The sequence below is a fragment of the Candidatus Spechtbacteria bacterium genome, assembly GCA_016188605.1.
In the GTDB taxonomy this organism is placed as follows: domain Bacteria; phylum Patescibacteriota; class Minisyncoccia; order Spechtbacterales; family JACPHP01; genus JACPHP01.
The window spans coordinates 36,698-58,915 of record JACPHP010000015.1 but is presented as its reverse complement, the minus strand read 5'-3'; the positions used below and the strand labels follow the sequence as shown (position 1 = coordinate 58,915).

Genomic DNA, 22,218 nt, shown 5'->3' with positions numbered 1-22,218 from the left:
TGATTGGAAATTGAAAATTGGGATTTGGGATTTCCGGTGCATTGGCACCGGTTGTAACCCCGTAACGACTGACCCGAAAGGGGAGGCTTTGCCATTTAGTGCAAGGCAACACGCCGACTCTCGTCAAAAAAATTGAGATATGATGTGTTATTTAACACTGGTATCCGAGACGAGATGAAGATATAGTCTAAGCCATATGAAAGTATGGATCACAAAAAAATTCGACAGCGATGTCGGCTCGTCGCATCCTGGGGGTGGAGAAGCTCCCAAGGGTTTGGCTGTTCGCCAATTAAAGCGGTACGCGAGCTGGGTTCAAACCGTCGTGAGACAGGTTGGTCTCTATCTGTTGCAGGCGTCGAGTTTTGAGGGGGGTCTCTCCTAGTAGGCCTTTAAGGCCCTGCTACTTCGCGAAGTAATTTGCGATGACAATTTGGCTAATAACGGTGAAATCTTAATTATTATTTTGGTTCGAATGAGAAAACATATCACACGGTCCTTAGATATGTCGGAATTTGCTTGAGGACCAGAATGTGATAAGATAATACCGTGGGAAGTCGATCTAAAATTGAGTTAGCGTACATATCTGGTTTCCTTGATGGAGACGGAAGTCTTATGCTTCAAATAAAAAAGCGTAAGGATGGCGCAATCGGAATTCGATTTATGCCAGTCATTTGTTTTTATCAAGACACCAGACATGAAAAAACTTTGTATTGGATACAAGAAATTCTAAGAATCGGTTATATTTCCAAAAGAAATGATGGGATGACCGAGCTTCGGATAAATGGTTATAAGCAAATAAGAGATATTCTTAAAAATTTATTGCCTTATATTCGTTTCAAGGAACTTCAAGCTTCCGCATTACTTAAAGCATGCGAAATTCTAGCCTCTACAAAATTTAATCAGCTAACAAAAAAGCAATTAGCAGAACTTGTTGACTTTATCTTAGTAATCCAAAGAGAAAATTACGTTACTAAGAGGAAGAAAACAAAAAGCGAATTGTATAAAATTCTAGATTTAACCCCGTAACGACTGATTATGTTTGAGATTAATCGAACATAACGACTTATATGTTCTGCAAGTATTCCACTCAGCCTAAGCGTTGAATTACATTTATTTGTAATTCATGCAGAGGCTGACAAGGAAGAATACGCTGACATATGGGTAATACGCCAACTCCTACTCTAATTAAAATTAGAGAGGATGAAGATATAGTCTGCGCTCCTAGAAATAGGGGGAAAAGTGACGAGAGGACCGGAGAGAGCGAACCTCTGGTCTACCAGTTGTTCTGCCAAGAGCATTGCTGGGTAGCTACGTTCGTAAGAGATAAACGCTGAAAGCATATAAGCGTGAAACTCGCCCCAAGATTAGAACTCAGGATTCCTGAAAGATTATCAGGTTGATAGGCTGCAGGTGTAAGCCCCGAGAGGGATTAAGCCGAGCAGTACTAAGTATATCCGACTTTATTTGTATGATGCGCAACCGCAGAATTACAAGGCTCTTTTCAATAAAAGAATCTTAATTGTTTATTTCGTCAAAGAATATTTTATTGTAGTCATTCAATGGCGGCGATACTGGAGTTGTCCCACCTGTTCCCATTCCGAACACAGAAGTGAAATGCTCCAAGGCCGATGATACTTGGTTCGTCCCGGGAAAGTAGGTAGCCGCCGTTGAATGATTAGAATAGGGTCAATAGCAAAAATCCTGCCAGTTAACTGGCAGGATTTTTGCTATTGACTTTTTCAGTCGGATTAAGGCCTCACCCATACAGCGCAGGCAGACAGTTGGTGTGATCTAGAACGAACAGTCGGGTTCTCTCACTATGCCCATAGGGTGGTAGTGGTTAAACTCTATGGCCACTAGGATGATCATAGATTTCCCCTCGACAACGGTTCATTCTGGACTGTGGCATAAATTGGCTATTACCAGAGTAGCTACAATAGCTCGTGGGCTTCACGAGATTGTAAAGAACTGTATTTTTCCACAGACGGGCTTAGTCATCGGTGGGTTGAATAAACGCCTAGCCCCTGTCTTGCGGGATAATGCAGACAAAGCCCGACACTTGGTGTGTCGGGCTTTTAGATTCATATATTTTTAAATTTAAATTTCACTAGCGTCATGGGACGCGAGGGGGAGGCGGAGCCGGCAGAAGCGCTGGGCTTCGCAGGAAAGGGGCAAGTCATGTATCGTATTTTTACCGCCGCGGGCGGTAAGGTCGTGGCCGGCGGCGCCATCACGGCGCACCGGCTTGCCAATGGCACGACTATCCCCCAGTCGTGGCCGTTGGCGAAGCGGGTCGGGGGCGCACTCTCGGCCTTCTGGCCGTGGAGAACGTCCCGATGCGGCCCTGCCCAGACCGGGGCAGTATCACCGCAATCCCCACGCCGTTGGGCACGTGCCCGCGGTGTGGGGAAGCGTTTGTCACCTCCGCTCGGGCGGATGGTGGCACGCGCGTGGCGCACTCCGCCGATCGCGGGACTGTGCTGGCCTCGCGGCTCATGGCCGCGAGGATCGGCACGACGCGCAATGGCGCGCCGAAGCTGATCGCGGTCGATGACCGCGCCTCGCTGAGCGAGGACGCGGTCATCGTGGTTCTGCCGACCCCGATTGGGTACCGGGGCGGCAATAGCCACACAGGCGATCGCGGTGAGGTTTCCTGCCCTAGCCGAGGGCAGGTTGCCAATAACTACGGCACCCGGCGGCACAAGGATGCCGACGGGTATTACACGGAGGACGAGGCCGCGGACTGCGCGGCCTGCGGTGTGGATGTCACTTTGGTGACCTCCACTAAGGGGGCTATATGGGGTGGGCCCTCGACGTATGCCCACCCCGACGCCGGAGTGTTGCCCAGCACCCCGGCGAATCCCACGTTCCTGCCGTTCCCGGGCCAGATATTGGCCCGCGGCCGGATCGCCCAGGGCGATGCCGGCAATATGGGTAGCGGCGAACAGTTCGCCGTGCTCATGTCCGCCGGCGCGGTGTTCCGCACCACGTACAGCGGGCGGCTGTACGGTGGGCCAAAGTCCCACTACTATCACGTCGCCACCGACGCCTCTGGGGTTGAGGCGGCGACGTGGGAGGATAGGGATTTGGCAGGGACGTGGTAGTCCGTCTCTGCCTAGAGAAAGGAGGTGATCAAGGTCTCCCGATCGGGAGACTAAAAGGCGAGAGTTTCTACTCTCGCCTTTTGTTTTTTAATCGCAATACTTTATAGGGGGCTCGCACAAAGCGAGCCCCCTATTTTTAATTTTAGAAATTTGTCATTAATTTCTAACACGGTCAATCTATCCAAATTCCTATAGTAAATGTAAAATACAATTACAATGCGCAAGGAAGAATTATTGAAGTTAAACTTCAACTACTTCAACTAGCTAGTTGAAGTTTAACTTCAATAATTTTGAACTTCAATAATTTTGAAATTACAAATGTTAAACCGCATAGAAAAAAGAATTGTTATAGGCGCCACGTATATAATTTTTTTCCTCGCCGTGGGCGCGCTAGCTTTTGTCTTTTGGCCAAAACAAGTTTATGTAGGTACATGTTTTGACAAAATCCAAAACCAAAACGAAACGGGCGTGGATTGCGGCGGCGCTTGCTCTGCTTGCCTTACACCCGAAGAAACGCTTTTGCAGAAAATTGATGTTAAATGGGCAAAAATCTTTCGTCAAAAGCAAGGAATTTATGATCTTGCAAGCTCAATTGAAAATCTCAACTACACTTACGGCGGGCAGGAGATAGATTATGCTTTTCATATTCTTGATAATTCTGGCAAAGAGATTAGCGCCATAACAGGAACAACATATATACTCCCTCACGGCGCAAGATACGTCGTGCGGCAGGCTATTGCGATTCCACAAGATCCAGCCAGTGTTTCTTTCGAAATTACTAACGTAGACTGGAAGAAAATTGATGGATATACTGACCCCGGTTTTTCTGTTGAACAAAAGAAGCTGGAAATGCCCCTAGGCGATTCTAATATATTTGCAAAAATATCTGGCGTGGTATCAAATAATTCACCATATGGTCTGCGCTTTATCGATGTTGATATGGTTGTTTTTGATGCTTTAAATAATCCTATAGCCGTAAACCATTCTGACATGCAGACACTTCCAAGCGGCCAGAAAAGAGCGTTTACGGTTTTTTGGTCGGCGCCATTTTCCGCGCAAGCTCAGCGATATGATATATATGTCAATTCTAATCTTTTTTTGGCGGATAATTTAATTAAAGGCTGACAATTAGAATAGCGAATCATGAATAGTGAATAATGAATACTAGGCCCACCATTCATGATTCACAATTCATGATTCACCATTCATGATTCTATCATTACTCAAGCGCTACGACTGGTATATGGTCGGTGCCGCAATCTCACTCGCGGCGCTCGGTTTAATTTCGCAGTTTAATATCGCGCGCGGGGATTATAATTTTTTTGAACATCAATTTTTATGGATAATGCTTGGTATCGTGCTATTTGTCGCGATAAGCGCGATTGATTATCGTATTTTTCGTCATTACTCATTGCCTGTTTTAGTCATTTACATCCTTGGAGCCATTCTTCTTACTACTGTTTTAATTGTGGGGTCTGCAATCAGAGGCGCGCAAAGTTGGCTTGTTATTGGTCCCCTTGTTATTACTCCGATAGAGTTTGTAAAGCTTACATTGGTTCTTTTGCTGGCGAAATATTTTGCCATGCGCCATATAGAGATATATCGCTTTCGCCATATTATTGTTTCCGGATTGTATGCGGCAGTCCCATCTTTCCTTGTGATATTACAGCCAGAGCTCGGCTCATTTATTATTATTGTTAGCATTTGGATTGGCGTCATGCTTGTGGCTGGCATAAATTATAAGCAGATCGTAATTCTTATTATTAGCGCGATAGTGCTTATTTCTTTAGCGTGGAGCTTTGGCTTGCACGACTATCAGAGGGCGCGCGTATTGACATTCCTCGACCCAACTAAAGATCCGCATGGTAATGGTTACAACGCAATCCAGTCAATCACGGCTGTTGGCTCCGGCGGGTGGCTAGGCCAGGGCGCAGGCCACGGTACGCAAACTCAATTCGGATTCTTGCCAGAAATGCACACGGATTTTATTTTCGCTGCCATCTCGGAGGAGTTTGGCGTAATCGGTGCCGGCCTTGTGCTTTTCCTTTTCGCCTTGCTAATATGGCGGATTATACAGCTTGCCAAAAATTCTCCGAATAATTTTGCGCGCCTCACCTCTATGGGTTTTGCCATGATGCTGTTTTCTCAATCTTTTGTAAATATTGGAATGAATGTAGGCGTTATGCCAATAACTGGAATTCCCTTGCCATTTGTAAGCTACGGGGGAAGCAGTATCGTCAGCTCTTTTATAGCGTTAGGTTTCTTACAAAGCATTTTTATGAGATCGCACAGTTTTTTCTCTTACGCGACTATTGCAGAGTAGGGGAGGGTTTGTGCTATACTGTAGAATAGTGACTTAAAGATTTTATGATTATTATTAATATCATCAAGCAGATCATCAACGAATAACGAATTTGTTACGAATAAACGAATCGGCTAAGCAGTATTCGTATATTCGTGTAGGATTCGTTATTCGTTGATTATATTTATATGAAAAACACTACAATAGAACCAAAAGTGGATGTCGTTGAGAACACAGTTATAAAAGGTATGATTTGGGATAGGGTGGGCCTTGCGTGCGCCTATATTCTTTTCGGGCTGATACCTATTTGGTTTCTGCCATTCACCGCTCAGCCAATTGAAGACGCAAAAGAATTGTTTGTGGGTTTGGCAATATTATGTATGGCAGGGGCTTGGCTGGCTAAGGTACTGGCTGTCGGCCGTATTGATGTTCCCAAGACATCGCTTTGGTTTGCGGCGTTGGGATTTTTCGCGTTCGTTGGCATTTCAACTATTTTTTCGACTTCGTCCGTGGTAAGTATCTGGGGTAATAATAGCCAGCCCGACACGTTATTAGGCACACTCCTTATATTAGGCGCTTTATTCTTTGTGCCTATTTGGGTGAGGGATTTGGCAAATATAATAACTTTGCTGTTTGCGTTCAGCGGGTCCGCGGTTGTTGTGGCGGTTTATTCTTTGTTGCAATTTTTTGGCATATATATTATTCCTCTTGATTTTGCACGAAGCAACGCCTTCAATCTTATCGGCTCCATACCAAATCTTGGAGTTTTTCTTGGATTAGGATTAGTCGTTGTCTCTGGAATCTTGGCAAGCTTGCGCCTTTCGTTGAATTTGCGTATTTTATTTGGATGTTTCGCGCTTGTTTTAATGGCTACGCTTCTGCTTATAAACACGCCATTTGTTTGGCTGGGTCTTATGGTTGCGTTTGCCATAGTTGCCTCATGGCAGATTATGCAGAGCTTAAAGCAACCTGTTTCCGCGCAGCAAAAAGAGCACGCGCTTCCGAGTTATAGCGTATTTCTTGTCTTGATGATTATTTCCGCGGTTCTTTTTTTCGTGAGGCCTCCGATGGCAAATCTTATACAACCCTTGCCGGCAAGGGTGAGCCCAAGCTTAAATTCCTCTATACAAATTGCCAAAGAATCTTTCGCTTCAAGTTGGAAAAAAGCAATACTTGGTTCAGGACCAGCTACATTCACGTACCAATATCTGGCATATCGTCCACTCACAATTAACCAGACCGCATTTTTCGGCTTGCGATTTATGCAAGGGTTTTCTTACATTACAACAATTTTGGTTTCGTTAGGTGTGGTCGGAACAGTGTTATTTATCGGCACATTGGCTTATATTCTTGCAGTCAGCATGCGTGGAATTACGACACTTAACAAGGAAGCTTCTCCCTTTGAAAAGTCGGCTATTGTTGCGTTCGCGGGATTTGTTTTCCTGACATTCTCACTATTCTTTTATACGGCAGACCTTACAACACTATTATTTACTTTTTTGTTTGCCGGACTTGTTATCGCAAGCCTTCGGGCGGGTAACGCGATTACCGAGTACAGTTTCTATTTTGCGCGCTTGCCGCAGCGTATTTTTGGAGTTTCGCTTGTTACCATCGTGCTCCTAACTTTCATTATCATGACTGCATATTGGCATGTTCAAAAATATGTGGCCGCCGCCATTCATACTTCTGGTGTAAAGATATATAACAGCAATCAGGATTTGAACAAAGCCACATCTCGCGTTCAACTGGCAGTTAATTTGGACTCGTCTAACGATAATTTTTTACGAACATTGGCTCAGCTATATGCTCTGCAGGCAATTGATGTTCTCAAGAAAAATTCTGGCGGCGATTCTAATAATCTTCAGAAGAGTTTTGAGCAGAAGTTTACTCCCGCAACGCAATTCGCGCAGCTTGCTATTCAGGCAAATCCGATCGATTCGCTTAATTTACAACAGCTTGGCGCCATCTACGACAGTGTTCTTTTTGCGGTTGGAGGCGCGGAATCATTGGCAATTGATAACTATATAAAGGCAGAACAGCTTGATCCCAAAAATCCTGCCGCTGATTTATTGGTCGCGCAAACCTATGTAAACAGCGCGGATAAGATTGAAATGGTGATAAAACGGCTTTCAGCGCAACAGGGTTCGCAAGATGATGTTGCTAAGGCGCGTCAGCAAAAATCAGACTATCTTAACAATGCGATTGATTACGTGAATAAAGCCATTGAAAAGAAGAGTGATTACGCGCCCGCGCATTTTCTCGCCGCGCAAATATATGACAGGCAGGGCAATCGTTCGCTTGCTATTGAAAAGACAATTAAGGCGCAGGAAATAAATCCTCAAGATATTGGTGTAATATATCAATTAGGCGTGCTGTACTATTTTGACGATCAGATCGCGAAAGCACAACAGCAGTTTAAAAAGGCGATAACATTATCACCCAACTATTCCAACGCGCGTTATTTTCTTGGTGTTATATATGATAAACAGGACATGGGGCAAAAGGCGCTGGAACAATTTCAAAAAGTGGCAGAACTTAACCCGGATAATAGCGAGGTCAAAAAAATTGTAGATAACTTGCAACAGGGCAGAGGAGCCCTAGACGGGATAACACCGCCACTTGATCAGCGCATCGAAGAGCCTGTTTCGCAGGAGGATAGCAAGTCCCCTTCGGGGCTTTAATGTGTTGCTTGCTAGCCGACTACCGACAACTGCCCGCGCGGCGATAGCACATAGGCGGTAAGCATAGCCCGAAGCAACTGCTCACACCCCCGGATAATGATTTGGCTTACATAAACCATTTTTGAAGACGCATGAGCAGTTATTGCCGACCGTTACATTTCCCCTTCATTGCTCCATTGTTTCATTGTTTATGTAACCATGAAACCATGCAACAATGTAACAATGTAACGATAGAGCAATGGAACAATGTAATCTGGTAAGGTTTAACCTCAACGTAAAGCCAGTTATGAGAGGGTGTGCGCAGTAACAATCAGAAGTCTTGACATATTTTTCTAGCTCATGTAAGATACGAGAATAATAAACGTTCACATTTTTATCTACACGTGAACCAGTATCAGTCTTAAATTGAATATTTAATAACCCGACCAACGAGGGCCGGGTTTTGGTGTCTTTTTTGTATTTCTATTTTCTATCAATGAAGCCAACAATGAAACAATGAAGCAATGAGACAATGAAGCCACGATATTTCATTGTTCTATATCTGTAAATAATTATTAAATTATTTCTATGGCAACACGTGTGAAAAGTTTCTCTCACCATACTTATCGCGAAATGCCTCTGCCAAACTTGCTGGAGATTCAGCGCCAGTCATACGATTGGTTTTGGAAAGAGGGTTTGCAGGAGCTATTTGATGAGATTTCTCCTATCCGTGATTATGGCGAAAAAGATTTGGAATTGTGGTTTGGTGAGTACCATTTAGATGATTTTAAATATACGGAGCTGACTGCTCGTGAGCACAATGCTTCATACGAGGCGCCACTACGAGTTCGTTTGAAACTTCACAACAAGCGAACAGGTGAAATAAAAGAGCAGGAGGTGTATTTGGGTGAATTTCCCCTAATGACAACACGCGGAACATTCATGGTTAATGGTGTTGAGCGTGTTATAGTTTCTCAGCTTATTCGTTCGCCGGGCGCCTTTTTCACGTCGCAAAATTGGCACGGGATACAACTATTTGGTTCTAAAATTATTCCAAATCGTGGCGCGTGGCTTGAGTTTGAAACTGATCCCGCGGGATTCTTGGCGGTAAAAATTGATCGGCGTCGAAAAGTTCCTGTCAGTATGCTTTTGCGCGCAATGAGCGGAGTCTTATCGCGAGAAACGGGCAAGAAGGAAAAAGGAAAGGAAAACGGCGCTAAAAAGCAGGCGTTTTTGCCAATGGAAACGGATGACCAAATTCGCGCCGCGTTTGCCAAAGTAGATATCAATCCATCTGCAAAATATATAGAAGAGACGTTGGCGCACGACACCGCCAAAACTGCGGACGAAGCAATCATTGAAATTTATAAGCGAGTGCGCCCCGGGGATCTAGCAACGATTGATAATGCCAAGAATTTGTTTGAAAACATGTTCTTCAACTTTGATCGCTACGACCTTTCACGCGTTGGCCGCTGGAAGCTAGACCAGCGTTTGGCCGGAGCGTATGAAATGCTTGGCATTACACCGCCAAAAACACAAGAATATACAAAAGAACAGCGCGTTTTGTTAATGGAAGATGTTATTGGCGTTATCGCGGAAATTATTCGCATGAACAACGATCCAGAGGCGCATCCAGACGACATTGACCACCTGGGCAACCGCCGTGTTCGCGCGGCAGGTGAGCTTTTGCAAAATCGTTTGCGCATTGGTTTAACACGCATGGAGCGTATTATCCGCGACCGCATGTCCACACTCGATGTGTACACATTGACCCCAGCGCAGCTTATTAACCCTCGTCCGTTCATGGCGATCGTAAAAGAATTTTTCACTACCGGTCAGCTGTCGCAGTTTATGGATAATCCAAATCCTCTTGCGGAGCTTGAGCACAAGCGCCGTTTGTCAGCCACAGGCCCCGGCGGACTTACGAGAGAACGAGCGGGATTTGATGTACGTGACGTTCAGCCGTCACACTACGGCCGCATTTGTCCTATTCAAACACCGGAAGGTCCGAATATCGGTTTGGTAGGCCATCTTGCCTCATACGCGCGGCTTAACGAATATGGATTTATTGAAACGCCGTACTACAAAGTAGAAAACGGGCGAGTTACAAATGAAATGGAATATCTTAATGCTTTGCAGGAGGAGCGCGCGGCAATCGCGTCTTCCGCAACCCGCGTAGGCGAAGATGGCAAAATTTTTGATGCGCAAGTTTCCGCGCGCGTGAAAGGCACGCCTGTAGCTATTGATAAAAAGAGCGTGCAGTACATCGACGTTTCGCCGACACAGTCAATTTCCGTTGCCACGTCACTTATTCCATTTTTGGAACACGATGATGCAAACCGCGCGCTCATGGGTTCGAATATGCAGCGCCAAGCGGTGCCGTGTGTTCGGCCAGAAGCGCCGCTAGTCGGTACTGGTATGGAGGATCGTGTCGCGCAAGATTCTGGTCTTGTTGTGCTTGCCGATGACGATGGCGAAATTGAAGAAGCAGATGGCAGAAGGATTGTTCTTAAAACTTCAGCATCCAGCCTGTCCAAAGGCAAAACATTTACCTATATATTAAATACTTTCATGCGCTCTAATCAGTACACGGTTATCCATCAGAGAGCGCTTGTAAAACCAGGTGATAAAGTAAAAAGTGGTCAGGTTTTGGCAGATGCCTCATCCGTGAAAGACGGCGTTCTTTCGCTCGGCAAAAATATTCTGGTCGCGTTCATTCCTTGGCGCGGCGGAAACTTTGAAGACGCGGTGCTTATCAGTGAACGGCTAGTTCGTAACGATACTTTTTCTTCAATCCATATTGAAGACTTTATGATTGATGTGCGTGAAACAAAACTTGGTCCCGAGGTTACAACATGCGACATTCCTAATGTCGGCGAAGATAAACTCAAAGACCTGGACGAAGAGGGCATTGTGCGTATCGGCGCGGAAGTTGGGCCCGGCGATATTTTGGTAGGAAAAATTTCTCCTAAAGGTGAGGCAGATCTCACGGCAGAGGAACGGCTGTTGCGCGCAATCTTCGGAGAAAAGGCACGCGACGTAAAAGATACATCCCTCACTATGCCGCACGGCAAGCGCGGTCGCGTTGTCGGCGTAAAGATATTCTCGCGTGATAACGGCGATCGTCTTTCAGCCGGTGTTATTAAATCAATTCAAATTGAAATTGCGGAACTTCGCAACATTGGCGCGGGCGACAAAGTTGCGGGACGCCACGGCAACAAAGGTGTTATCTCCCGCGTTTTGCCGGTAGAGGATATGCCATTCCTTCCAGACGGTACTCCGGTTGATATTATCTTAAACCCGCTTGGCGTGCCTTCACGTATGAATATTGGGCAAATTTTGGAAACACACCTTGGCTGGGCGGCACACGAACTTGATTACCGAGCAATAACGCCGGTATTTTCTGGTGCAATTGAAGAGGACATCAGTAACGAGCTTGAAAAAGCCGGTTTGCCGAAAGATGGACGCATCACGCTTTACGATGGTCGCACGGGTCTTCCTTTTGAACAAAAAGTTACTGTCGGCTATATGTATATATTGAAGCTTATCCATATGGTGGAGGACAAGATTCACATGCGATCAATCGGCCCGTACTCGCTAATTACGCAACAGCCGCTTGGTGGAAAGGCGCAATTTGGCGGTCAGCGCTTCGGAGAAATGGAGGTGTGGGCTCTTGAAGGATATGGATCCGCATACACCCTTCAGGAAATGCTCACTATTAAATCTGATGACGTGATGGGACGCGCCGCGGCATACGAATCTATCATCAAAAATGAGGCATTAAAGAGACCGAATTTTTTGGAATCATTCAACGTTCTTGTGTCAGAGCTTAAATCTCTTGGCTTGCAGGTCGAAGTCGAGACGAAAAAATCAGATCAGGGACTGGAGGAGAAATAAATATAAAGTATTTAATTTATTACTTAATGTCAAAATCCAAATGTCAAATTACAAATCAATGTCAAAATCTAAAATCCAAAACTTTTGACATTTAGTCATTTGGATTTGATTTGACATTTGTAATTTGAGCTTTGACATTATCATTGCATCCTATGCCAAAAATATCTGATTTTTCCGCCATTCGCCTGCGTCTCGCAAGCCCGGAAGTAATCCTCGCGGAATCTCACGGTGAGGTTACAAAGCCAGAGACCATTAACTACCGCACGCAAAAACCGGAAAAAGACGGTCTGTTTTGCGAGCGCATTTTCGGTCCGGAAAAAGATTACGAATGTTACTGCGGTAAATATCGCCGCATTCGTTACAAAGGGATTATCTGCGATAAGTGCGGAGTTGAAGTAACCCGCGCCGCTGTGCGCCGTGAGCGTATGGGGCATATAAAACTGGCAGTGCCTGTAGCGCACATTTGGTTTTTGCGCGGTATTCCTTCCCGAATGGGAATGGCGCTTGACGTGCCAGTCCAGCAGCTTGAAAAGGTTGTTTACTACGCTTCATATATTGTGCATTGGGTTGATGAAGTAAAGCGCGACACGGCATTAAAGCAAATTGATGATGAGTATAAGCGGAAGATAAAAGAATTCAAAGACAAAGAAGATCAGGCAAACTTGAAAGCATCTCGCGATCAAGAAGTAGATCGTCTGTGCGCATTGCGCCCGTCAGTCATACTTTCGGAAATCGAGTACCACACCACAAGCTTGAAATATGGCGAGGTATTTGCCGCGGCAACCGGTTCTGAAGCCGTGCGTAAAATAATGGAAAAAATGGACTTGGAAGAAATCCGCAAAGAATTGATAGAAGAAATCTCAACCACCATCGGACTCGCGCAGAAGAAAGCGCAGCGCCGCCTGAGCCTGATTCGCCGCATGTCGGAAGCAAAAATCCGTCCAGAGTGGATGTTTGTGACAATGTTGCCGATTCTTCCGCCAGACTTGCGCCCAATGGTGCAGTTGGACGGCGGCCGTTACGCGACATCAGATCTTAACGATCTTTATCGCCGCGTTATAAATAGGAACAATCGTTTAAAGAAATTACAGGAAATTAACGCGCCGGAAATTATCTGCCGCAACGAAAAGCGTATGCTGCAGGAAGCAGTCGACGCGCTTATCGACAATTCCGCGCGCAAGGGCCAGACCGTTACCGCCACAACCGGCGGCAAGCGTTTGCTCAAATCCCTCGCTGACATGTTGAAAGGAAAGCAAGGGCGTTTCCGCCAGAACTTGCTTGGTAAGCGCGTGGACTATTCAGGCCGCTCTGTTATCGTGGTTGGTCCGAGTTTAAAGCTCCACCAGTGCGGTTTGCCAAAGAAAATGGCGCTTGAGCTGTTTCGCCCATTTGTTATACAAAAAATTATTGAGCGCGAACTTGCGTATAACGTGCGCGCCGCGGGTAAAATAATAGAGGCCGCGCCGCCAGAGGTATGGGATATTTTGGAAGAGGTGATTAAGGGCAAGTATGTTCTGCTTAACCGCGCGCCAACTCTTCACCGACTCGGTATTCAGGCGTTCCAGCCGATTCTTGTTGAAGGTGAAGCTATTAAAGTACATCCTCTCGTTTGTACTGCGTTTAACGCGGATTTTGATGGTGACCAAATGGCCGTGCACTTGCCACTTGCAGTGGAGGCACAGGAAGAGGCAGGAGAGCTTATGCTTTCTTCGCACAACCTTATTAAGCCTGCGACCGGTTCCCCAATTGTAACTCCGACAAAAGATATTGTTCTCGGCGCTTTCTGGATGAGCAAGATTTTGCCAGGTGCAAAAGGCGAGGGCATGGTGTTTGCAACGGGGGATGACGCAGTGCTTGCAAACGATTGCGATATTGTGGGTATTAAAGCAAAAATTAAAATTGCAAAAGGCACTTGGTATAAAGAAGCGCCAGTTGGTGCTCGCGCCAATGCCGATGAAAAATATATTGAAACATGCGCCGGCCGCGTGATATTCAACCGCGTTTTGCCAGATGATTTTGGTTTTGTGAACGAAGAGTTCAGCGCCAAAATGCTAAAAAATATCACGACCGACATTATTGAACGTTATACCAGAGACGAAGCCGCCGCGGTGCTTGATCGCATCAAAGACATTGGATTTAATTATTCCACTATTTCCGGCGTGAGCTGGGCGATGGGCGACTTGGAAGTGCCAAAAGAAAAAGCAGAAATTATCAATCGCGCGCACGCAAGTGTTGATAAAATAAAAGAGCAATTCGCCGAAGGTCTGTTGAGCGTTCAGGAACGCCGCAACATGATTATTGACGTGTGGCACGGAGCAAAGAACGAAGTAACGGCACTTGTGCCAAAATATTTGGACCCACACGGCTCTGTCGCGATGATTATTAGCTCCGGCGCCCGTGGTTCATGGTCACAGCCAAATCAAATGATGGGCATGAAGGGCTTGGTTATTAACCCGGCTGGGCAAACCATGGAATTGCCAGTGGAATCAAGTTTCAAGGAAGGTTTTACCGCACTTGAGTACTTTATTTCCACGCACGGCGCTCGAAAGGGAACCGCGGACACGGCTCTTCGTACAGCAACCGCAGGTTACCTCACACGCCGCTTGGTAGACGTTTCGCAGGACGTAGTTGTAGGTGACGCTAAATGCTCAGATAAAGAAGGATTTATCATTCGCCGTAGTGAGGCAGCCGAAGTCGGACTTCCGCTTGAGGAAAAAATTGTCGGCCGCAATGTGGTAGACGACATCAAGATTGGTAAAGATGTAGTTGTCAAAGCAGGCGATATGATAGACGCGCAAATCGCACGTCGCATCGATGGTGATGAATCAATTCTTGAAGTCGCCGTGTATTCACCGCTAACATGTAAAGCAGAGCGCGGTGTTTGTATTAGATGCTATGGCTGGGATCTTGGCCAGAACAAGCCAGTGAAAATTGGCGCGACAGTCGGTGTGGTTGCCGCACAGGCAATTGGAGAGCCAGGCACACAGCTAACAATGCGTACGTTCCATACGGGAGGGGTAGCAGGTGGCGCGGACATCACGCAAGGTCTTCCTCGTGTTGAGGAAATCTTTGAAGCGCGCGCGCCGAAAGGCCGCGCGACAGTCGCTGATGTTGATGGTGTGGTGGAAGAAGTTATCTACAAAGAGAATGAGCGTATTATTCGCGTTGCACTCGGCACGCAGAGCGCAAAAACTTTAGCCGCGCCAAAGCGAAAGAAAAAATCAGCAACCACGGTTGAGGAAAATACTCGTGAATACGTGCTTCCGCCAAACGTTGGTATTCTTGTTGAAAAAGGCGATTTAATCGCCCCTGGCGTTCAGCTTTCCGAAGGTCATATGGACTTGAAAGAATTGTTTGAGCACGTCGGCATGGAGCCAACCGTGCGCTACATCGTAAATGAAGTGCAGAAGATTTACACCTCACAAGGCGCTTCCATTCACGACAAGCACATCGAAGTAATTATCCGCCAAATGTTCTCTCGCGTGCAGATTGAGGATTCAGGAGATTCCACATTCAGCCCGGGCGAAGTGGTGGAGCGTTCAGAGGCGCTATCAGCAAACCGCATACTAAAGCAAGCCGGCAAAAAAGAAGCCAAAGTCTCGCTTCTCTTGCTAGGTATTACCAAAGTAGCGCTCACAACCACCAGCTTCCTCTCGTCCGCCTCCTTCCAGGAAACAGCCAGAGTCCTAATAGAGGCCTCCATAGAAGGCCGAGTAGACCGCCTAAGAGGACTAAAAGAGAACGTCATCATAGGCAAATTAATCCCAGCAGGGACAGGATACGGGAAGCAGTAAGAGAACTCAACAACAAAACAGCCCAAAAAAAGGGCTGTTTTGTTGTTGAGTTGAATCATGAATGCAGAATTGTGAATCATGAATAACACTCCCTCATAACCACTCCATCTAGGCGGGATGGGACTGTTGCAAAAAGTACAACAGTCCCATCGCTTCAACAAATCTACAAAAAGCAATGTGTAAAAAATGCATATTGCATGTTAGGATAAATTACTGCTTTTGGGCTATAATAAAACAGTAGACATTTTTCTTGACAATGTCTACTATTCGGTATAAACTGTAGACATTCATATTAGCAATAGTTACTATTTATTTATCATAGGAATAAATGTACAGCATATGGCAAGAGTTTTCAAAGTTATAAATGATTATATTATAAAAAAAGTTTTTACCCCTAGCGATCTTCGTCCAAAAGGGCTTTTTGAGTTGAGCCAGTATATGATGCATTACCGGCCAATCTCTTTCGACTTTCATAATAATGAAGATGGAACTATCACCGCCGTGTCTAATAATTTTCGTTTCGGTTCCATTATTACCAGCGGCAAAAATTTAGCAGAACTGGATAAGAATATTAAAGATGCGATTCTGACTGCATTTGAGATTCCTTCTTCTTACGCTAAAGAAGCTAATATTGTAAAAGTTGGAGCAGAGCAAAAGGATTATGCCCTCGCTTAGCCAACTTCCAGGAGAAATTAAGAGGAACAAACTAGCCAAGGCTTTAGCGCGCCTTGGTTTTGTTTTAGACGAAAAGGGTGGAAATGGCAGCCATTATAAAATTACATGGCCAAAGAATCAAAAATCTGTCACCCTGCCGTACGACCTAAAGAAGTCCACGTTATATTATGTGCTTAAAGAAATAGAAAATATTAGCGGTGTGACCTGGGAGGATATTCAAAAAGAATTGTAGCCGATAGACTTTATAGAAGAGGATAAATTTATTTATTGAAGTTAAGCTTAAACGAGCTCATTGAAGCTTAACTTCAATAAATAGAACGGGCGCAGAACGAAGCTAAATAAGAATCTGTTCGGACATGCGAAAGGAAATCACTCTTAGCGATAATACTATTACTTACACCCTCCGCACAAGCCGAAGGGCGCGACGGATGAGAATTTCGGTTCATTTGGACAGGTCTGCGGCGGTGTTTTGGGGTTACTTGTCAATTGCTTGACAATTGAATATAGATTGGTTTACAATTACTTTACAATCTATGATAACAGAAGAACAAATACTACAAATGGCCGAGGAACGAGGCAGGCTGTATTCCAGGGATCTGGTGGAGCAGTTTAAAGTTTCTCGGCAGTATATAATCCTTTTAGTATCCAAGCTTGTTATGGAAAACAAGCTTATTAAGCTTGGTTCTACAAAAAAGGCATTTTATGTAACCAACGAATACGCTAAAGCCCACCAAGAAATATTTCCATTAATCTATGCTAAATCATTTAAGAACAAAGGTCTTGAAGAGCATATAGTACTGGACCAAATTGAGCAGACTTTTCCGACGCTAAAAAATCTTCCTGAAAACGTGCGTAGTATCTTTACGTATGCTTTTTCAGAGATGCTTAATAACGCAATTGAGCATTCCAAGTCTATTCGTATCGGCATAGAAGTATCTGTACAAAAAAAGATGCTTTCTTTCGTAGTTAAAGATTCAGGTATTGGTGTTTTTCGCAACGTAATGAAGCAGAGAGGTCTTAATTCAGAGCTTGAAGCAATCCAAGATATATTGAAAGGCAAGACAACTACTATGCCCAAGTCGCACTCGGGCGAAGGCATATTCTTTACTTCAAAAGTAGGAGATAATTTTACTCTTGATAGTTTCGGGTTTCAGCTTATTGTAAATAACGACTTGCCAGATATTTTTGTCAAAACCGTGAATAAAATAAAGAGGGGGACGCAAGTGACTTTCAAGATATCCGCAACATCAGAAAGGCATTTGGATGAGGTTTTCAAGAAGTATACTAACTTGGCAGGCGGTGGCAATGACTATGGTTTCGATAAAACAGAGATACGTGTAAAACTTTACACGATTGGTGGCGTACATATTTCTCGTTCGCAGGCACGCAGAGTATTGGCTGGACTGGAAAAATTTAAGACAATCGTTTTTGATTTTGATAAAGTTCCCACGGTTGGGCAAGCATTTGCTGACGAAGTTTTCCGAGTATTTCATCATAGTCATCCTCAAATTAAGCTTGAAGTAGAGAATATGGAGGATGGCGTGAAATTCATGGTAGAACGGGCGCAGAACGAAGCTAAATAAGATCTGCCCAGAAATGCAAAAAGAAATTACCCTTGGTGACAAAAACCTCTCCTACACCCCTCCGCACAAGCCGAAGGGCGCGACGTTGAGCGGGGTCAGCGGTTTACTGTGCATAAGGCCAGATATATTTTGGAAATTTGGAAGAATTAGTATATAATGTTTATGTATGGCAAAGAAAAAGAACGGTAAGAATAACGATAAGGATTTTAAAAGACTACGAGACGGCGAGAAGGAAAAAAAGCCGCTTTTTGACCTTGACCCCGATGTGCTTAAAGGAGTTTGGGGTATATTTTTTATTGCCTCTTCTATTTTTCTCTCCATGAGTTTTTTTGGTATGGGCGGTATCGCTGGAAGCATGCTTGTGGAGTTCTCTGACTGGCTACTGGGAATAGGAAGGTACATTTTGCCTTTGGTGCTCGTGGCAATGGCGGTCATATTTTTTACTTCATGGAGGCGGACTGTATATGGCGCAACTTTTCTTGGCGTCGTGCTTTTTTTATCTAGTATTCTAGGCGCTCTGTCGCTTACAACCGATGACGGCGCGCGCGGTGGTATGTGGGGTTTCATTATTGATTGGCCACTCGCGCGGCTTTTTAGTGTATGGGGAGCGGCGCTTATTCTCGTTACGGCTTTTATTTCATCAATTCTTATTAGTTTCAATGTGCCGGTAGGCAAGTGGTTTAAACGTAAAAAAGAAGAGTTGCTGGGCGAAGATGGTGAGGTGGTTAAGAAAGAAGAATCTGTGGAGGTAAAAACGTTTGGAGAACAAAGCAAAATAGAGCAGCTTAATCCCGCGTTAGCGAAAGCAACATTAGCTTCCGTAGAAAAACTAAAAGAAGAAAAGAAAACGGAAAAGAAGCAAAAAGATGATTTTGAATTAATTCCGCCAAAGGCATTGGCATCTGATTTTCGCTTGCCGCCGCCAGAGTTGCTAGAAGTGGATACAGGCAAGCCGCATAGCGGCGATATAGTTTCAAGCGCGAATATCATTAAGCGCACGTTGCAGAATTTTGGTATTGATGTAGAAATGGGTGAGGTAAACATTGGCCCAACCGTAACACAATTTACATTAAAACCGGCAGAGGGTATAAAACTGGCGCGAATTACGGCACTGCACAACGATCTTTCTCTTGCTCTCGCCGCGCACCCTCTGCGTATTGAAGCTCCTATTCCGGGGCGCGCCCTTATAGGCATTGAGGTTCCCAATAAGGGTATTACGACGGTACGTTTGCGTAATATTGTAGAGCAAGAAGATTTCCGTAATCATATCGGCCATCTCACTCTTGCACTTGGACGAGATGTTACAGGCGCGCCGGTGTATGCTAATCTTGCCAAAATGCCACACTTGCTTATCGCAGGCAGTACCGGGTCGGGTAAAACCATTGCCCTCAATACTCTTATTGTAAGCTTGCTTTATCAAAATCCGCCTGAACTTTTGCGTCTTATTTTAATTGATCCGAAGCGCGTGGAGTTTCCGGTATATTCCGACATTCCTCATCTGCTCGCGCCAGTTGTGGTTGACAATCAAAAAGCGGTGAATGCGATGCGCTGGGCAGTGGGTGAAATGGAACATCGTTTTGAGGTTTTGTCTAAAGCACACGCGCGCGATATTCAAAGCTATAACAGCAACAAAAAAGTAGTGGAGGAAAACGGGCCATTGCCGTACATCGTACTTGTCATCGATGAGCTCGCCGATATTATGACATCGCGCGGCAAAGAAGCGGAAGCGCTTATTGTGCGTTTAGCGCAGATGTCTCGAGCGGTGGGTATACATTTAGTGCTTGCAACACAGCGGCCTTCGGTTGAGGTTATCACTGGACTTATTAAAGCTAACATTACCGCGCGCATGGCGTTTCAGGTAGCATCGCAGATCGATTCGCGTACAGTGCTTGATATGGCTGGCGCGGAAAAATTGCTCGGTGCAGGAGACATGCTGTATCTTGCGCCGGAAAATTCCAAGCCTCGTCGCGTGCAAGGCGCGTTTGTTTCTGACAAAGAAGTAAAGCGTGTCGCAGACTTTTTGCGTGAAGAAAGTCTGCGCCTTGGCCAGGATGTGGCTCAGGAAAGTATCGATGATATAGTAGATAGTCATAAAAAGGAAGTAAACTTTGACGCAGTTGATGAAATGGGGGAAGATGGTGATGACCCAATGTATGAAGAAGCGCGGCGTGTGGTGATTGAGGCCCAGCGCGCTTCAGCGTCACTACTTCAACGCCGCCTGCGCGTCGGCTATGCGCGTGCCGCCCGCTTGATAGATATGATGGAGGATAGAGGAGTTGTTGGGCCGGGTGAGGGCGCTAAGCCTAGAGAGGTATTCCAGAGTTTTCAAAGTTATGATCCAAGCGAATAAAACACAAAATATATTGTCTTTTGGTGAGCGGCTGAAGAAAGCACGCGAGGACGCTGGTTTTTCCGTAGAACAACTTGCAGTAAGAACAAAAATTCAAAGAAAATATTTGGAGCGTCTTGAAGCAGAAGAATTTGACGCGCTTCCCCCGCCCGTGTACGTGCGGGGGTTTGTTAAGCATTGGGCGGAAGCTTGCAATGCGGACAAACCGGAGTTGCTAGATCAATTTGATCGCATAAACGAATTCTTTTTGCGCGCGCGGCAAGGTGAAAAAAGGCTTGGTATGCCCGCAAGTTCATTTGTTATCACATCTCGCCCCATCTTTTATTTTTTGGGAGGTGTCGCCGCATTGATTATTACAGCTTTTTTTGGTTATCAGTATTTTATATTGGCTAAACAGCCTCGTATTGACATCTTTTCTCCGCAGGCGATGGAAATTATAGTCCATGATCAGCAGATTACAATTACGGGTCACGCGCAGTACGCCGCGCGTTTAACGATCGCAGGTAAAAATGCAAATATCGGTCGCGACGGAAATTTCAGCATAGACATATCTTTGAACGACGGCGTAAACACAATATACATTAAAGGATCTGGTTATAATGGACAATCGGTGGAGGTTATGAGAAAAATAATTAGAGTGAGTGAGTAATCTCAAAACTCAAATTGCAAATCGCAAAATTACAATTCAAACCTTAAATCTACAGAAAAAGTTTTGAGATTTTAGATTCAGTTTTGAGTTTTGCGATTTAAGATTTGAGATAAGTATAATTAATAAAAATTTTATGTCCAAGAAACCACAGAAAGAAGAAAAAGATGAATTGGCTTCAGCAAAATCCCAGGCCAAACCCTTCGGCAATGCTCAGGGCAAGGAGGGCAAGTCCCTAGAGCTGAACGCGGCAATCAACGATATTCGCAAGCGTTTTGGAGAGGGCGCGATTATGCAAATGGGTGATGCGCCGGCCAAAAACATAGAGATTATTCCTACCGGTTCTTTGTCGTTGGATATCGCGCTTGGCGTGGGAGGGATCCCACGAGGCCGTGTCATTGAAATTTACGGCCCGGAAAGTTCAGGCAAAACCACACTCACGCTACATATAGCGGCACAGGCGCAGAAGCTCGGCGGAGTCGCGGCATTTGTTGACGCGGAGCACGCGCTTGATCCGGAATACGCAAAGCGCATCGGGGTAGATATTAAAACTCTTCTTATTTCGCAGCCAGATACGGGCGAGCAGGCGCTTGAGATTGTGGAAGCGCTCGTGCGTTCCGGTAGTGTTGATGTAATCATCGTTGACTCTGTGGCGGCGCTGACGCCACGCGCGGAAATTGAGGGCGAGATGGGCGATTCGCACATGGGTCTTCAGGCGCGACTAATGTCGCAGGCTTTGCGCAAGCTCACGGCAATTACCAGCAAAACAAACACTACAGTAATTTTCATCAATCAAATCCGCATGAAGATCGGCGTTGTATATGGGAATCCTGAAACAACCACTGGCGGAAACGCGCTGAAATTTTACTCGTCAGTGCGCCTAGAAGTACGCCGCGCCGCGCAAATTAAGCAAGGCGAAGAAATTATCGGTAATAGAGTACATGCCAAAGTAGTAAAGAATAAAGTGGCAGCGCCTTTCCGTACGGCGGAGTTTGATATTTTGTACAACGAAGGTATTTCCTATATAGCTGATGTAATTAACGTGGGATTAAAGTATAACGTGGTTGAGCGCGCGGGTTCGTGGTTTGCCTACGGTGATACCAAATTAGGCCAGGGCATGGAAGGCGCGCGAAAGTTTTTGATAGAGAATTCAGCAGTGCTCAAGGAAATTGAGAAGAAGATTAAAGTGAGCATTCACGAAGCGTAA

General features: G+C 45.3%; 13 protein-coding genes, 1 rRNA gene and 1 other annotated feature (1 of these 15 running past the window's edge). All 14 genes read left to right on the top strand.

Annotated features, from left to right (window positions below; translation table 11 throughout):
* Positions 1-1,466 (top strand) — a sequence feature (possible 23S ribosomal RNA but does not have good blast hits on one or both of the ends); it begins 1,865 nt to the left of the window's first position.
* The 14 genes from HYV65_03270 to recA all read left to right on the top strand — a co-directional run bounded on the left by HYV65_03270 (position 613) and on the right by recA (position 22,218).
* On the top strand, positions 613-1,026 hold the full coding sequence (locus tag HYV65_03270) for a hypothetical protein (GenBank protein ID MBI2463226.1): 414 nt from the start codon (positions 613-615) through the stop codon (positions 1,024-1,026). Its footprint overlaps the feature before it by 414 nt.
* 92 nt (positions 1,467-1,558) lie before the next feature.
* Positions 1,559-1,670: ribosomal RNA gene (gene rrf / locus HYV65_03265) — 5S ribosomal RNA — on the top strand.
* Between the two features lie 825 nt (positions 1,671-2,495).
* Positions 2,496-3,104, top strand: a complete 609-nt coding sequence (locus tag HYV65_03260) for a hypothetical protein (GenBank protein ID MBI2463225.1) — start codon at positions 2,496-2,498, stop codon at positions 3,102-3,104.
* A gap of 318 nt (positions 3,105-3,422) precedes the next feature.
* Positions 3,423-4,229 (top strand): hypothetical protein, encoded by an 807-nt coding sequence (locus tag HYV65_03255; protein ID MBI2463224.1) that lies wholly within the window; start codon positions 3,423-3,425, stop codon positions 4,227-4,229.
* A gap of 82 nt (positions 4,230-4,311) precedes the next feature.
* Positions 4,312-5,427 (top strand): rod shape-determining protein RodA, encoded by a 1,116-nt coding sequence (gene rodA / locus HYV65_03250; protein MBI2463223.1) that lies wholly within the window; start codon positions 4,312-4,314, stop codon positions 5,425-5,427.
* A 167-nt stretch (positions 5,428-5,594) separates the two neighbouring features.
* Positions 5,595-8,087, top strand: coding sequence for a tetratricopeptide repeat protein (locus tag HYV65_03245; GenBank protein ID MBI2463222.1), 2,493 nt, complete (start codon positions 5,595-5,597; stop codon positions 8,085-8,087).
* A 567-nt stretch (positions 8,088-8,654) separates the two neighbouring features.
* Positions 8,655-11,963, top strand: a complete 3,309-nt coding sequence (locus HYV65_03240; GenBank protein MBI2463221.1) for a DNA-directed RNA polymerase subunit beta — start codon at positions 8,655-8,657, stop codon at positions 11,961-11,963.
* Positions 11,964-12,115: 152 nt separating this feature from the next.
* Entirely contained in the window at positions 12,116-15,757 is a 3,642-nt protein-coding gene (gene rpoC, locus HYV65_03235; GenBank protein MBI2463220.1) for a DNA-directed RNA polymerase subunit beta', read from the top strand.
* A gap of 339 nt (positions 15,758-16,096) precedes the next feature.
* On the top strand, positions 16,097-16,432 hold the full coding sequence (locus HYV65_03230; GenBank protein MBI2463219.1) for a hypothetical protein: 336 nt from the start codon (positions 16,097-16,099) through the stop codon (positions 16,430-16,432).
* Entirely contained in the window at positions 16,419-16,664 is a 246-nt protein-coding gene (locus tag HYV65_03225) for a type II toxin-antitoxin system HicA family toxin (protein MBI2463218.1), read from the top strand. The genes HYV65_03230 and HYV65_03225 overlap by 14 nt, the downstream gene beginning before the upstream one ends.
* A gap of 301 nt (positions 16,665-16,965) precedes the next feature.
* Positions 16,966-18,015: a DUF4325 domain-containing protein gene (locus HYV65_03220; GenBank protein MBI2463217.1), complete on the top strand. Its 1,050-nt coding sequence runs from the start codon at positions 16,966-16,968 to the stop codon at positions 18,013-18,015.
* Between the two features lie 166 nt (positions 18,016-18,181).
* Positions 18,182-20,365: a DUF87 domain-containing protein gene (locus tag HYV65_03215; GenBank protein ID MBI2463216.1), complete on the top strand. Its 2,184-nt coding sequence runs from the start codon at positions 18,182-18,184 to the stop codon at positions 20,363-20,365.
* Complete coding sequence (locus HYV65_03210) at positions 20,349-21,014, top strand: helix-turn-helix domain-containing protein (protein MBI2463215.1); 666 nt, start codon at positions 20,349-20,351, stop codon at positions 21,012-21,014. Before HYV65_03215 ends, HYV65_03210 begins: the two co-directional genes overlap by 17 nt.
* Before the next feature lie 133 nt (positions 21,015-21,147).
* Positions 21,148-22,218: a recombinase RecA gene (gene recA, locus HYV65_03205; protein MBI2463214.1), complete on the top strand. Its 1,071-nt coding sequence runs from the start codon at positions 21,148-21,150 to the stop codon at positions 22,216-22,218.

Bases quoted from the DNA above. Each gene is read 5' to 3' on its own strand.
- HYV65_03270 (MBI2463226.1), top strand. From the start codon at position 613: ATGCTTCAAATAAAAAAGCGTAAGGATGGCGCAATCGGAATTCGATTT.
- HYV65_03260 (MBI2463225.1), top strand. From the start codon at position 2,496: ATGGCCGCGAGGATCGGCACGACGCGCAATGGCGCGCCGAAGCTGATC.
- HYV65_03255 (MBI2463224.1), top strand. From the start codon at position 3,423: ATGTTAAACCGCATAGAAAAAAGAATTGTTATAGGCGCCACGTATATA.
- rodA (MBI2463223.1), top strand. From the start codon at position 4,312: ATGATTCTATCATTACTCAAGCGCTACGACTGGTATATGGTCGGTGCC.
- HYV65_03245 (MBI2463222.1), top strand. From the start codon at position 5,595: ATGAAAAACACTACAATAGAACCAAAAGTGGATGTCGTTGAGAACACA.
- HYV65_03240 (MBI2463221.1), top strand. From the start codon at position 8,655: ATGGCAACACGTGTGAAAAGTTTCTCTCACCATACTTATCGCGAAATG.
- rpoC (MBI2463220.1), top strand. From the start codon at position 12,116: ATGCCAAAAATATCTGATTTTTCCGCCATTCGCCTGCGTCTCGCAAGC.
- HYV65_03230 (MBI2463219.1), top strand. From the start codon at position 16,097: ATGGCAAGAGTTTTCAAAGTTATAAATGATTATATTATAAAAAAAGTT.
- HYV65_03225 (MBI2463218.1), top strand. From the start codon at position 16,419: ATGCCCTCGCTTAGCCAACTTCCAGGAGAAATTAAGAGGAACAAACTA.
- HYV65_03220 (MBI2463217.1), top strand. From the start codon at position 16,966: ATGATAACAGAAGAACAAATACTACAAATGGCCGAGGAACGAGGCAGG.
- HYV65_03215 (MBI2463216.1), top strand. From the start codon at position 18,182: ATGGCAAAGAAAAAGAACGGTAAGAATAACGATAAGGATTTTAAAAGA.
- HYV65_03210 (MBI2463215.1), top strand. From the start codon at position 20,349: ATGATCCAAGCGAATAAAACACAAAATATATTGTCTTTTGGTGAGCGG.
- recA (MBI2463214.1), top strand. From the start codon at position 21,148: ATGTCCAAGAAACCACAGAAAGAAGAAAAAGATGAATTGGCTTCAGCA.